This is a genomic window from Qipengyuania sp. L-5Y (assembly GCF_056859455.1).
Map to the genome: position 1 here is coordinate 169,440 of NZ_JBSXOM010000028.1, position 14,131 is coordinate 183,570.

Here is a 14,131-nt window from a genome sequence, read left to right on the forward strand (position 1 = left end):
AAAGAAATGACCAAGCTTCTCAGCATCCGCCTTGTCGCAATTCTCGTCGGCCTCGGCTTCGCGGTCGTAGCGTTGTATTCCTTCGTGGTCGGCGCCTACGCCGCGATTACGGAAGAGGCACCCGCTTACCTTCCTTACGAAGAGCCGCGGGATATCGCCTATTCGTTCGATGGGCCTTTCGGAAAATGGGACGTTCAGCAGCTTCAGCGTGGCTTCAAGGTCTACAACGAAGTCTGCTCGGCCTGTCACAGCCTCAAGTTCGTCGCGTTCCGCGATCTCGAACAGATCGGCTATGACGAAGGTCAGGTGAAGGCTTTCGCGGCATCCAAGCAGGTGCCCGGTATCGACCCGAACACCGGCGAAGCGACCACGCGTCCTGGCCTGCCTACGGACTACTTCCCGTCGCCTTATCCCAACAATGTCGCAGCGGCTGCAGCCAACAACAATGCCATTCCGCCTGATCTCTCGCTGATGACCAAGGCGCGCCGTGATGGCACGAATTATGTCGCCTCGCTGCTGATGGGCTATCAGGAACCGTCCGCGGAACTGTTGGCAGAACATCCCGAAGCCGCGCCGGCTCCGGGCCTGCATCACAACCCCTATTTCCCGAACCTCAACCTTGCCATGGCTCCGCCGCTGACGACTGCCGGTCAGGTGACCTTCGACGATGGCACCGAAGCCACCATCGAGCAGATGGCTACCGACGTAGCCGCATTCCTGACATGGACAGCGGAACCCACGTTGGTGAAGCGCAAGCAGACAGGTTGGCCGGTGTTGATCTTCCTGCTTTTCGCGACTGTGCTTGCGTACTTCTCCAAGAAGCAGATCTGGGCAGCGACCAAGCGCAAAGACGCCTAGATTATCTCTTTTCTCAAGATGATATGCGCCCCTTGCATCGTCAGGATGCAAGGGGCTTCTTTGTTTGGAGGGTCGACGCCATGACGCCTGACGAGCTCAAAGCCCTTGTCCGGACAATCCCGGACTTTCCCAAGGCAGGAATCCAGTTCCGCGACATTACCACCCTCATCGGTCATGGGCCTGGCTTTGCCGCCACGATAGAATGGCTTGCCAGGGAAATTTCGGGTGCTGAGGCAATCGCCGGCATGGAGGCGCGCGGCTTCATCTTTGGTGCGGCGGTCGCCGCGCGGCTGGAATTGCCGTTCATTCCGATACGCAAGCCCGGAAAGTTGCCTTGCCGCGTTATCGGCGTAGATTACGAACTCGAATATGGCGTCGACCGTTTGGAAATGGACCCGCAGTCCATTGCACACGGGCAAGCGGTAGCGATCGTCGACGATCTTCTTGCAACAGGCGGCACCGCTGCCGCTGCGGCGGAATTGTTGCGAAATGCGGGCGGGTTGGTCACTCGCGCCGCATTCGTTATTGATCTGCCCGAACTTGGTGGTCGGGAAAAGCTCGCCGAACGCTCGGTCGACGTACGCGCATTGATGAATTTCGCCGGCGCATGAATCGCGCATAGCGATGGAAATAATGCCAGGGTCGGGCATTGGTAGGGCTGGCGCCGTGTGGGCGCCCGGACTAGCGATATAGTCGCGCAGCCAGAGGGGGGCATGGAACAGTCATTAGTCATCGCGATGGTGGGCATGTTGGGCATAGGCGCTCAATGGCTTGCCTGGCGTACCGGGTGGCCAGCAATCGTCCTCATGCTGGCCGCTGGATTTCTGGCGGGTCCGGTCTTCGGGCTCTTTGATCCCGAACATGCCTTCGGCGAACTGCTCGATCCGATGGTGGCGATCGGCGTTGCGCTTATCCTCTTCGAGGGCGGCCTGAGCCTCGACCTCCGCGAATTGCGGCACGCAGGCGAAGCTGTCTGGCGCCTTGTGATCCTGGGCGGTCCGATCGCCTGGGTCTTTGGGGCCTTTGCCGCACATTCGATCGGCGGGCTCGAATGGCCTGTGGCGATCCTGTTTGCGGGTATTCTTGTGGTCACCGGCCCGACCGTCGTCATGCCCTTGTTGCGGCAATCATCGGTGAAATCGCGACCGGCGGCGATCCTCAAGTGGGAAGCTATCGTCAACGATCCGATCGGCGCCCTGTTCGCGGTTGTCGCGTATGAATATTTCCGTGCAGTCACCGCGTCGCCGGGTTCGGGCCTGTTCGAAGTCGTCCCGCCGCTGATCTTCGCAGCAATCCTTGCCGGCGTAATCGGTTATGTGGCTGCAGCAGCGATCGCGTGGGCCTTCCCGCGCGGTACCGTCCCTGAATTCCTGAAGGTTCCGGTGCTGCTGACGGCGGTGATCGTGGTCTTCGTTCTGTCCAATCAGATCGAGCACGAGGCGGGCCTTGTTGCCGTCACCGTCATGGGTGTGGCGCTGGCAAACATGAACGTGACGTCCCTGCGGAGCATCCATCCGTTCAAACAGAACGTGGCCGTTCTCCTGATTTCCGGTATCTTCATCCTCTTGTCGTCGAGCCTGAAATTCGAGGAACTGGCATACCTCAACTGGAATTTCGGCCTCTTCCTGCTGGCGCTGCTATTCCTGGTCCGCCCGGCCACGATACTGCTCAGCCTGCTGGGCAGTTCGGTTCCATGGAACGAGCGGCTCTTTCTTGCGTGGATTGCCCCTCGCGGGATCGTGCTCGTCGCAATCTCCGGCCTGTTCGCACTTCGCCTGGAAGAAATCGGCTATGACGGGACTGCCCTGATCGGCCTCAGCTTTGCCGTGGTCGTCGTAACGATTGTCGCCCATGGTTTTACGATCGATCTGGTCGCCAAGCTGCTGAACCTGAAAGGCAGCAATCGGCCGGGCATCATCATAGTCGGCAGCACGCCGTGGACCATATCGCTGGCGATGATGATGAAAGAGCTCAAGGCGCCGGTCATGGTCGTCGATGCGAGCTGGCAACGTCTCGCACTAGCCCGGCAGAATGGCCTGCCGTTCTATCACGGCGAAATCCTCAACGAAGCGACCGAGCATAATCTGGATCTTACCCCCTACGCCGTCCTGGTCGCCGCGACGGAGAACGAGGCTTATAACGCATTGGTTTGCAACGAGTTTGCATACGAAATAGGCAGAGACACCGTCTTCCAGCTCGGCGATGCTGTGGATGAAGATGATCGACATTCGCTTCCCAGCAGCATTCGCGGCCGCGCACTCTTCGAAAGCGGGTTCGGCGTCGAAGACGTCAACGAGCGCCTCTCGCGCGGATGGGTCTTCCGCAAAACGAAGCTCTCCGACGAATTCGATTTCGAAGCAGCGCGCGAGCGTTTGCCGGATGCGGCAGCAATGCTATTGCTGCTGCGAGAGAATGGGACGATCCGCTTCTTCACCCATGCGGCAAGACCCGAACCGCGGGCTGGCGATGTCATAGTCAGTTTCGCTCCACCACAAGAACGTACCGCACAGGACGCGGCCGCGAAACGCGAGCGAAAGCGCAGCAAGACCGCCGAGCAAGGAACATGAATTGATGAACCGGCATGAACACCACGTCGCAATCGTTGTTTCGACGTTACTCTTGGCGGCGTGCAACAGCGAACAACCGCCAACCACCCCGGAAGAACCCGCTGAAGGTAAACGCTCGATCTTCCGTCCGGAATTTCAGGTCGAGCCGATTGATAGCCTCAGCCCGCCGGAATCCCTGGAGACCCGGATCATCTTTCCGGATGGCGCCGAACTTTCTCAGGAAGCCCGTGCGGAGCTGGCGACCGTACTTGCCTCGCCCCAGGTGACCGGCGGAGGGGCTATCGTCCTTCGTGGACACAGCGACAGCGGCGGTAGCGACGATGCGAACATGCGAGCCTCTCGTGCCCGCGCCGAAGCCGTTCGAGACTGGCTTGTCGAAAACGATGTGGAAGCGAGCCGTATTTCCGTCATCGCCTTCGGTGAACAGAATCCGGCAGCGCCCAACGCGCTTCCCGACGGTTCGCCAAATGAAGAGGGCAGGCTGGCAAATCGCCGAGTCGAGATAGAGGTGTACACCGCAGAACAGCCGGCGGAGGTCGAAAAACCTACCCTGGCTGAAAGCTTGGCGACAGAAACAGAAGATGACGAAGGCGAAGCAAGCAAAGAAACGCAATAGCGTGTTGACGCAGGCGCGGCTTCGGTGGCAATGGCGCCTGACCCGAGCGGGTATAGCATAGTGGTAATGCTCCAGCCTTCCAAGCTGGCTAGAGGGGTTCGATTCCCCTTACCCGCTCCAACCCAACTCCAAAAATGCACTAAAAAAGTGATATAAGGCCCTTGAAAACTTATTGATTTGTGCCTTGGCTCGTCCGGTTGCCAACCAATGCCGCCATTTTGACGGCCAAGTCTTAAAAGACTGACGGCAATATCCCTCGATAGAAAGTCACAGCGAAAAAGCACACGCGCGGCACAAGGCAGAGTGGATCTTCTTGGCGCTGGCAGCAGAGTACACCAACGTCGCGATGACGGGTGTCGATCAAGCCGGTTGATTTCACCATCCAATGTTCGGCTAAAGAAACCACTTCCGCCCGGCCCAGATGAACGGCCCGGTTCGAACATTGGTGTGCGTGCGCAACCAATGACCTGGGCAGTGTCGGGCAGTCCTGGCACAGCAAGAGCAACACCGGGCGGTTTATTTGAGTAGCTACAGCCTGATAATCGAAGAAGAGCAAGCACTCCAAGGGGAAGCTCAATAGCCCTATCACAAGAAAAGCCGCCGCACCGATCGATGCTGAAGCGCATTGCCAAAGGACATGCGAAGAGATTTGGCCTGCGCTCGGTCATAGAGGAAGCGTTCGTTCGCAAAAACATACCGAATCGAATTGGCCGGGGGAATGATCGGCATCACTCGCGCACCGAGCAGAGTAGATATGGGCAATCTGGATCAGCAGACAGCCATCGTTAGGCTAGTAGAGAATTTTGCTTTAGCGCTGTGCCTAGAGTTGCATCCGGCGTTAGGATCGTCGACATGGCCGCTGCGTTCACTATGGCTGGCTTGGGCCAGATGCCTTTTTTACACGAGGGACTACATGAAGACTGCAATAGTTACCGGAATTTCGGGCCAAGATGGTGCTTATCTAGCCGAACTTCTGCTGGACAAGGGGTACAAGGTTTATGGCACCTATCGCAGGACGAGTTCCGTAAACTTCTGGCGGATCGAGGAGGTCGGCGTTGCCAATCACCCTAATTTGACCTTGATGGAATACGATCTGACGGATCTTTCATCCAGCATCCGGTTGCTACAGACGACCGGTGCCACCGAAGTATACAACCTTGCTGCACAAAGTTTTGTCGGCGTGTCCTTCGACCAGCCCATCACAACCGCTGAAATTACCGGCATTGGTCCGCTCAATCTGCTGGAAGCGATCCGGATCGTTGATCCAAAGATCCGCTTCTATCAAGCGAGCACGTCGGAGATGTTTGGCAAGGTGCAGGCCGTGCCGCAAAAGGAAGACACGCCTTTTTATCCGCGCAGCCCCTATGGCGTTGCCAAGCTCTATGCGCACTGGATCACGGTCAACTATCGTGAAAGCTACAATATTTTCGGATCCAGCGGCATTCTCTTCAACCATGAAAGCCCGCTGCGAGGCCGAGAATTTGTGACCCGCAAGATCACCGACAGCGTTGCCAAGGTGAAGCTCGGCAAGCTTGACTGCCTGGAACTAGGCAATCTCGATCCGCGGCGTGACTGGGGCTTCGCCAAAGAATATGTCGAGGGCATGTGGCGGATGTTGCAAGCCGACGAGCCCGACACCTATGTTCTTGCGACCAACCGTACGGAAACAGTTCGCGACTTCGTGCAGATGGCGTTCAAGGCCGCGGATATCGAGGTGGAATTCTCCGGCAAGGAAGACAAGGAAGTTGCGATCGACATCGCCACCGGCAAAACGGTCATGCGGGTCAATCCGCAATTCTATCGCCCCGCGGAAGTTGACCTGCTGATCGGCGATCCGGAAAAGGCGATTAACAAGCTAGGCTGGAAGCCCAAAACGACGTTAGAGCAACTCTGCAAAATGATGGTCGATGCCGACCTCGTTCGAAACAGCGTGAATGCGTCTTTTTGAGTTCCGTGATCGAAGGTCGGCTAATTAGAACGGCATTTACCCGGCGGTGCCAGATGCCGCCAGGTAATGCACTTCAGCGACGGTGAGGTGGTTATGAGCAAAGTTTTGATTACCGGCGTGGATGGCTTCACTGGTCGCTATTTAGCAACCGCACTGGCAGAGCAGGGGCACCAGGTGGTCGGAATCTCACACAACGAACTTTCCACGCCGATTGAAAGCCTTTCGTCTTGCTACGTATGCGATCTCAACGATGCACAGAGTCTCACTGATATCCTTCTCAATGTGCAGCCCGACAAAGTTGCGCATTTGGCTGCGATCGCTTTCGTCTCTCATGGCGTAATCGAAGATATCTACCGGACCAACGTGGTGGGTAGCCGCAACATACTCGAGGCGGTGGTTGCCGCCGGCAGCGCCAACGCTGTACTCCTTGCTTCCAGCGCCAACATCTATGGCAATCGTATTAGTGGAGCGATCGACGAGACCGTCGCGCCCGATCCTATAAACGATTATGCCGTCAGCAAGTTGGCGATGGAGTTCGTCGCTCGTCTCTATCGTGACCAGCTACCGATCATCATTGCTCGGCCCTTCAACTATACTGGTGTTGGGCAGGCGATCAATTTCCTCATTCCAAAGATCATTGATCATGTCCGGCGTGGCGCGACGGCAATCGAACTTGGAAATCTGGAAATAGCGCGCGACTTTTCCGACGTGCGCGATGTGGCGTTTGCTTACGCTGCGCTGCTGAATGATCCTACCGCTATAGGCCAGATTTTCAACATTTGTTCGGGTAAGGCGCAAACGCTCTACGATGTCATCGCGATGATCAAAGAGATTTCGGGGCATGATTTCGATGTTGCAGTCAATCCCGCCTTCGTTCGCGCAAACGAGGTGAAAACGCTGTGGGGTGACCGCAGCAAGATCGAAAATCTGACTGGACAGCGGGCGATCCACGACTTTCGCGACACACTGGCTTGGATGCTTGGAAGATAATATTACGTGCTCGGCGATGCCAAAACACCCTTGGCATTTCTCCGGGCCGCAATATCGGGAAATGCCCGCTCCGTAGGGTCTTAACTCGATCGAGGCAGCGCAAGCTTGGAGCCATTGCTTTTTCAAAGCCGGTCCCGGCCAACGGAAGTCATCATCAGGAAGTTTTTTGATCAATGGGTATCCGATCCCGCTCCCAGAACTTTGAGGACGTCATGCTTTGGCGGGCCCTTGGTGACGTGGGGGCCGGGTTCTTCATCGACGTAGGGGCACAACATCCAATTAAGGATTCCGTCAGCAAGATATTTTCCGAACATGGCTGGCGCGGCATCCATGTCGAACCGACACCCGAATTCTCTGACATGTTGCGCAAGGACCGTCCAAACGAAACGGTTATCGCGGCGGTTGTTTCGGAAAATCAGGGGACAGCCACCTTTTTTAACATCGCCGACACAGGCCTTTCCACCGGCCGTCGCGATATTGCGGAGGCACATGCCGCCGCCGGGTACCCATATCGGGAAATCACCGTCCCCACGGTTTCGCTCGACGAACTTCTCGCGCTTGCCCCATCGGATGATATCCACTGGCTGAAGATTGATGTCGAGGGCATGGAGCGGGAGGTGCTCGAAAGCTGGCGCACGTCTCTACGGCGTCCTTGGATCGTCGTGATAGAGGCCAATCTTCCCGGCAGCCAGACGCCCAGTCATGAATCCTGGGAAGAACTGATCATCGCCAAAGGCTATCACCATGTCTATTATGACGGCCTCAATCGCTTCTACATCAGCGACGCGCATCGCACGCTGGACGATCATTTCGCGCTCCCACCCAACATCTTCGACGGGTTCCAGTTCGATCCCTTGTCTGATCACGCGATCCTCGTCCAACGATTGCACCAAGCGGACATCGAAGCCCTTGAGAGCACAATAGAGACACTGAAAAGCAGCCTCGCCGACATGCGCTCGGAAACCGACGCGCTCAGCGAACATTGGAGAAGCGAAGCCGAACGCCAAATCGCCGATTTTCGGCGCACGGCGGATGCCGAATTGGCTGACCTGCGCGAACGAGAACGGAACAGAACAGAAATCCGCTTGGCAGAGATTGCCGCGCGGGAGCGAGATGGTGCGATTGCGGCGGCAGCCGATAAGGCTCGTCTAGAACAGCAGATTGCCGCAATGCGCGCCGCGTTAGAAAGCGATCGCGCCGTTGCCTCGGCGCGTGAGGCTGACCTGATCGCCGCTAGCGAGCGTGATATCCGGCGTCTTACGCACGACGCGGATGTAAAAGTCGCGGCGCTGCAGCGCGATCTGGTTGAGGCCCGCGATCGGATCGAGAGTCTGCGGACCGACATGGCCACGCGAGAGCGGGAATTGCTTGCCCAGGGCGAAGACGCGGTCAAACGCGTCGCCGCAGTGGAGGCAGCCCGGCTTGAAACACGTCTGGCCGAAGAACGCATTGTGTTACAGGCATCAGAAGAGCGCGTCGCTGCGGCGCTGGTCCAGATGCGCGAGACGCAGCGTGCGCTGGACCGGGAGCGTGACGCTGCGGTAATGCAGGAGCGCGCAATTCGGGATCAGATGCACGAAGCGCTGGACCGGTTGCGGACTGAGGCTGCACAGGATGCAGAACGGCTGCGCGCCGAGGCCGAACGCCAGCGGGCAGAAAGTCAGATCCTGCTGTTCGATGCTCATAACCGGATTGTGGCTGCCGAACATATGACGGCAGACCGGGCGCTGGCCCATCAAGCGGAGCTAATCAAGCAAGCTGAGGCATTTCGAGGTGAAATTGCCCGTATCACTGACGCGGCGATCGAGGGTGAACGATCAGCGCAGCTCCGAATTGTCGAATTAGAGCGACGGGAGCAACAGACGATTGCGGCAGCGCATGCGGAGAAAGATGAGCTTGCAAAGCAACTTAGTCATAGTAAAAACCGCATGAGCGCAATCATCAACAGTCGAAGCTGGGCTCTTGCCAAACCCCTGCGCCGGCTCTTGCGCGAACATATGATCGACCAACCTTCGGCTGAGCCTGCAATGGCTTCGATTTATTCCGCCATTCCTGTGCCAGCCGGCGATGCCGAACCCAAGGACGTTATGAAAGCAACATTTCAGCCTGCCCAGTCCGTTGTCGATCTTCTCTCGCTCCCGACCCCCGATCTTGTCCACCAAAGCTTCAAACTGCTGCTGGGCCGCGCGCCTTCATCATCTGAACAAAGAGCCCGCGAACGGTCACTGCATCTGGGATGCGGCCGCGTCGCCATGATTGCTGAGATCTATCAGTCGGTCGAGGCCACTGTTCGTCGGTGCAAACAACGCGAACAAGGTAGCGACACGGAATTTATCGAATGGCTCTACCAGAATTATTTGGGACGCAGGGCGGACCCGGACGGTCTCGCGCATTATGAGGCTCTAATTCAACGCAAGAGCCGTGCAGCCGTCGAGGCGGATGTCGCTGCATCCAACGAGGCGGTCGATCATCGGTCGGTTTCTTATGAACTGGAGCGGCTCGTGAAGATTCATAAGCGCAGCAGGCAAGGGTGGCGCTGGTTCGGTCGGAAACGGTGGGAACAGCAGATTAGAAATATCGAAAGCGAAGCCAATGCGGTTCGCATTGCACGAACCAAAGAGGGCGGACAGGCCCATATAAAATCAATCGTCGCGCAATCGCACGAAATGCTTGAAAGGGCGGCCAATGCATTGCGCGAGCAAGGGGAACATGCTTTTGCTGCGCTTGCTGCTCGCGAAGCAGGGCTGCGTGCAGAGCTGGATCAGGCCAGAATCGACACACACAACGCTCTTGCGCTGATCCGCGACGATGCGCAGGCACGCTTTGATCGCCTCGTGGAGAGCCAACGGGCGGAGCTGGCGGCAGCTGCGCCATCCCTCCACAAGGTAGATACCGCCCGGATCAGTGGCCCCCACGCACGGAACATTCTGCACCGCATGCGGACACTCAAGAGCGTTGGAGCGCACGCCTAATGCGTCTCGTCGTCGATCTTCAGGGTGCGCAGGGATCTAACCGCAATCGGGGCATCGGTCGCTATTGCTTGTCGCTTACACGCGGGCTGGCCCGCCTGCGGGGCAAGCACGAGGTGATCGTGGTGCTTAGCGCCCTGTTCCCGGATACCATTGAGCCGTTGCGCCGGGCGCTTGAGAATATATTGCCGCCTGAGGCGATCCGGATCATGCATTTGGCAGGGCCGGTTCACGATGCGGATCCCCAGTGCGATGCGCGGCGCGAAGCTGCCGAACTGATGCGCGAGCAGTTTCTCGCCAGCCTCAACCCCGATTTCGTGCTCATCACTTCGCTTTTCGAAGGATTGGGGGACGATGTCGTTTCGAGCATCGGGCGGTTCACCACCCGCATACCGACCGCGGTCGTATTGTATGATCTCATTCCGCTCATCAACAGCGGCATCTATCTCCAGAACCCCGTGTTGGCCAAATGGTACGAGCGCAAGCTGGCTCATCTGCGCGACGCGGACCTGTTGCTCGCCATATCCCAATCGTCCCGCCAAGAGGCGATCGAATGGCTTGGGGCCGGGCAGGAGGAAGCGGTCAACATATCGACCGCAGCCGAAGATCATTTCAGCCCCGCTCCGGTCAGCGCCAAGCGCCGGGCGGAGCTTGGTAAAACCTATGGACTGGTGCGTCCGTTTGTCATGTACACTGGTGGAATCGATCACCGCAAGAATATCGAAGGGCTGATCAAGGCCTATGCCATGCTGCCTTCTGCCCTCCGTAGCGCGCATCAGCTTGCGGTCGTGTGCTCCATTCAGCCAGCGGACCGGGATCGGCTGACCGCGCTGGCGAAAGAGCATGGGCTTGGCGGCGATGAGTTGGTTCTAACCGGCTACATTCCTGAAGATGACCTTCTCGCCTGCTACCGAGCGTGCAAATTGTTTGTTTTTCCCTCATGGCATGAAGGGTTCGGCCTGCCGGCCCTCGAGGCCATGCGATGTGGTCGTGCCGTCATCGCTAGCAACCGTTCCAGCCTCCCCGAAGTGATCGGGACCAGCGAGGCGCTGTTCGACCCGCATGACGTCACCGCGATCACCCGGGCGATGCGCGCCGTCCTCACGGACGATGCGTTGCGGGAAAGATTGGAACGGCACGGACTGGAGCAAGCCAAACGGTTCAGCTGGGATCAGACCGCGCAAGCCGCGTGGGACGCGCTTTCGATCGCGCACGAGCGACGCACCGTCAGCCCGCCGCCCCGGAGCGTCTCAACGCGGAAGCCCCGACTGGCCTATATCTCGCCGCTTCCACCCGAGGCCAGCGGGATCAGTGATTACAGTGCCGAACTTCTGCCGGATCTCGCGCGCCATTACCGTATCGACGTGATCGTGCGCCAGGACAGCATCAGCGATCCGGCGATCGCCGCGAACTTTCAGATGCGGTCGATCGGCTGGTTCAAGCAGCATGCGCATGACTTCGACCGCATCCTGTATCACTTCGGCAATTCGCATTTCCACTCGCACATGTTCGACCTGATCCGCGCCTATCCCGGCGTGGTCATGCTTCATGATTTCTTCCTGTCCGGCATCGTGGCGCACCGCGACGTGTATGACGAGGAGCCCGGCGCATGGGCGCGCGCGCTGTTCGAGGCGCATGGCTGGCCGGCGGTCGTCCACCGTTTCAAGGCGGAGGACACGGCCGATGTCGTCTGGGCTTATCCTGCTAATATGGAGGTGCTTCAGCACGCGTTGGACGTCATCGTCCACGCTGATTTCTCGCGCCAGCTTGCCCGGACCTATTATGGCGACGGCGTGGGTGACGATTGGGCGCTGATTCCCCATCTGCGTCAGCCTGCTGCCGGCCTCGACCGTGTCGCCGCCCGCAAGATCCTGGGGCTGGGCCCGGACGATTTCGTCGTGTGCAGCTTCGGAATTCTCGGCCCGATGAAGATGAACGACCGGCTGTTGTCGGCATGGCTTGAAAGTCCGCTCGCCGACCAGCCAAACTGTCACCTGATCTTCGTGGGCGAAAATAATCCCGGGCCTTATGGCGAGGATCTGGTCCGGCGCATTCGTTCAAGCCGCTCGGCGGGCAGAATCGAGATCACGGGTTGGGCCGATCAGGCCAGCTTCCGTCAATGGCTGGCCGCGGCCGATATCGGTGTCCAGTTGCGGACCCTTTCCCGTGGAGAGACATCCGGGACCGTACTCGACTGCATGAATGTCGGGCTGCCGACTATCGTCAATGCCAATGGCTCCATGGCAGAGCTGGACCCTGACGCCGTATGGATGATGCCGGATGATTTCAGCGACGACGATCTGATCGAGGCGCTGTCGAAGCTGTACGCCGATGCCTTGCTGCGCCGGGACATGGGGGATCGCGCGCGAGCCCGGATCGCCAGCCATAATGATCCCCGCCGCTGTGCAGCGGATTATGCGGAGGCTATCGAAGCAACCTATGCGCGGGCCGAAACCGGCCAGTCCGGCCTTGAAAAAGAGCTAGCTGGAAGAAACCTCGCCCTGAACGAAAGCGATTGGCTCAACCTGGTGCAGGCGATGGGCCGCAATGCTCCTCCGGCGCTCCGGCGCAAGAAATTGCTGGTCGACATTTCCGAGCTGGTCCAGCGGGACTGGGGTTCGGGTATCCAACGCGTGGTCCGCTCGATCCTGAAGCAGTGGCTGCTCAACCCTCCGGCCGACTATATCGTCGAGCCCGTCTATGCGGAACTGAACAAGCCCAATTACCGCTATGCCCGCCAGTTCACCAGCCGGATGCTCGACATCTGGCCTTTCTGGAGCGAGGACGAAGAGGTCGAGCCGGTCGCCGGGGACATTTTCGTCGGCCTCGACCTCCAGCCCGCCATCGTGCCGCAGCAACGGCCCATGTTGCGGGAATGGCGTCGCATGGGCGTCAAGGTCTGCTTTATCATCTATGATCTGCTGCCGGCGATCGCACCCGAATTCTTCTTCCCCGGTGCCCGACCCAGTCACCATGCATGGCTGGAGGTGATTTCCGAGTTTGACGGCGTGGTCTGCATTTCGCGGGCGGTCGCGGACGAATATCGTGAATGGCTCGACCATTACGGCCCAGATCGCATCACCCCGCTGGACATCGATTGGTTTCATCTGGGTTGCGACCCCGAAATGTCATCTGCCACGTCCGATGCTCTGCCCGCGGGGGCGGACGCTCAGCTCGCCCGGCTCCGGGAAACACCTTCCTTCCTGTCGGTCGCGACGGTCGAACCCCGCAAGGGCTTTCGCCAGACGCTCGATGCGATGGAGATGCTGTGGGCCAAGGGTGTCGATGCCAACTTCGTCATCGTCGGTAAGCCTGGCTGGATGATGGACGATTTCATCGCCCGACTGAAAAATCATCTCGAGTTGGGCAAGCGTCTGTTCTGGCTTCAGGGCATAGCGGACGATTATCTTTTCGCGGTCTACGGGGCGTGTCATTATCTGATCGCGGCAAGCCAGGGCGAAGGGTTCGGCCTGCCGCTGATTGAAGCGGCCCGCTACGATCTGCCGGTCCTGGCACGCGATATTCCGGTGTTCCGCGAAGTGGCGGGCGACGCCGCAACCTACTTCCCCGATTCCACGGAACCTGCCGTTCTGGCGCAGGCCATTGAAAACCTGCTCAAACCCAAGAAGGGCGTGGCAAAGCCCCGGCGAATGAAATGGCTGACTTGGGCGCAAAGTGCCGATGCGCTGCTTGCCTGCGTCCTGCGCATCAATCAGCCCTATCTTCGCTGGCTGCCGGATGGCGCTCTTCGCTTTTGGGGCAGCGATCATCGGTTGCATTCGCAGGTGGGCGTCGCAGATGGCACGCATATACGCACCAATGCAGAGGCTGGCTTTCTTGCGTTTGGCCCCTACCTACCGCTCGAAGCCGGTTCCTGGACTATCAGGGCGGAAGGGGACATAACCCGCCTAGACGGTTCGGAAGCCATCGACATTGTCTCAGACGGGGGCGCCAAGGTGCATTTTACCGCACCATTGATGCACATGGGTGATCGATGGATCGTTGAAGGCGACTATGTCATGACCGAACGTGCAGAAAGTGTAGAAGTCCGGCTATGGGTTGCAGACGGCAGCGACCTGTCGTTGGCTGGAATAAGCCTGACGCCTCGCATCGTCGAGACGGTCGATAAAGGAGAGTTGCTCATAGAGACCAGCGAGGTTTGGTGAGGAGCAATAAGAACAGC

The 14,131-nt window shown here is 58.6% G+C and carries 8 protein-coding genes and 1 tRNA gene; all 9 read left to right on the forward strand.

All coding sequences use genetic code 11. From position 1 onward, the window contains the following. Positions 1–6 precede the first annotated feature (6 nt). The 9 genes from AC13F2_RS08325 (at position 7) to AC13F2_RS08365 (ending at position 14,114) form a co-directional block, all read left to right on the forward strand. Positions 7–858: a cytochrome c1 gene (locus tag AC13F2_RS08325; RefSeq protein WP_482965071.1), complete on the forward strand. Its 852-nt coding sequence runs from the start codon at positions 7–9 to the stop codon at positions 856–858. Positions 859–938: 80 nt separating this feature from the next. Then, entirely contained in the window at positions 939–1,469 is a 531-nt protein-coding gene (locus AC13F2_RS08330; protein WP_482965072.1) for an adenine phosphoribosyltransferase, read from the forward strand. 102 nt (positions 1,470–1,571) lie between these two features. After that, entirely contained in the window at positions 1,572–3,425 is a 1,854-nt protein-coding gene (locus tag AC13F2_RS08335; protein ID WP_196847340.1) for a cation:proton antiporter, read from the forward strand. 4 nt (positions 3,426–3,429) lie between these two features. After that, complete coding sequence (locus tag AC13F2_RS08340) at positions 3,430–4,041, forward strand: OmpA family protein (protein ID WP_482965073.1); 612 nt, start codon at positions 3,430–3,432, stop codon at positions 4,039–4,041. A gap of 46 nt (positions 4,042–4,087) precedes the next feature. Then, positions 4,088–4,161 (forward strand) — tRNA-Gly (locus tag AC13F2_RS08345). 793 nt (positions 4,162–4,954) lie between these two features. Next, the gene (gene gmd / locus AC13F2_RS08350; RefSeq protein WP_482965158.1) at positions 4,955–5,989 is read left to right on the forward strand and encodes a GDP-mannose 4,6-dehydratase; all 1,035 of its coding nucleotides are present in this window, start codon (positions 4,955–4,957) and stop codon (positions 5,987–5,989) included. A gap of 93 nt (positions 5,990–6,082) precedes the next feature. Further along, positions 6,083–6,979 (forward strand): GDP-mannose 4,6-dehydratase, encoded by an 897-nt coding sequence (locus AC13F2_RS08355; RefSeq protein WP_482970461.1) that lies wholly within the window; start codon positions 6,083–6,085, stop codon positions 6,977–6,979. A gap of 212 nt (positions 6,980–7,191) precedes the next feature. Then, on the forward strand, positions 7,192–9,951 hold the full coding sequence (locus AC13F2_RS08360) for an FkbM family methyltransferase (protein WP_482965075.1): 2,760 nt from the start codon (positions 7,192–7,194) through the stop codon (positions 9,949–9,951). After that, positions 9,951–14,114 (forward strand): glycosyltransferase, encoded by a 4,164-nt coding sequence (locus AC13F2_RS08365; RefSeq protein ID WP_482965076.1) that lies wholly within the window; start codon positions 9,951–9,953, stop codon positions 14,112–14,114. The genes AC13F2_RS08360 and AC13F2_RS08365 overlap by 1 nt, the downstream gene beginning before the upstream one ends. Positions 14,115–14,131: the final 17 nt, after the last annotated feature.

What these genes read in the sequence shown, in the direction of transcription:
- AC13F2_RS08325 (WP_482965071.1), top strand. Translation starts at nt 7, where the DNA reads ATGACCAAGCTTCTCAGCATCCGCCTTGTCGCAATTCTCGTCGGCCTC.
- AC13F2_RS08330 (WP_482965072.1), top strand. Translation starts at nt 939, where the DNA reads ATGACGCCTGACGAGCTCAAAGCCCTTGTCCGGACAATCCCGGACTTT.
- AC13F2_RS08335 (WP_196847340.1), top strand. Translation starts at nt 1,572, where the DNA reads ATGGAACAGTCATTAGTCATCGCGATGGTGGGCATGTTGGGCATAGGC.
- AC13F2_RS08340 (WP_482965073.1), top strand. Translation starts at nt 3,430, where the DNA reads ATGAACCGGCATGAACACCACGTCGCAATCGTTGTTTCGACGTTACTC.
- gmd (WP_482965158.1), top strand. Translation starts at nt 4,955, where the DNA reads ATGAAGACTGCAATAGTTACCGGAATTTCGGGCCAAGATGGTGCTTAT.
- AC13F2_RS08355 (WP_482970461.1), top strand. Translation starts at nt 6,083, where the DNA reads ATGAGCAAAGTTTTGATTACCGGCGTGGATGGCTTCACTGGTCGCTAT.
- AC13F2_RS08360 (WP_482965075.1), top strand. Translation starts at nt 7,192, where the DNA reads ATGCTTTGGCGGGCCCTTGGTGACGTGGGGGCCGGGTTCTTCATCGAC.
- AC13F2_RS08365 (WP_482965076.1), top strand. Translation starts at nt 9,951, where the DNA reads ATGCGTCTCGTCGTCGATCTTCAGGGTGCGCAGGGATCTAACCGCAAT.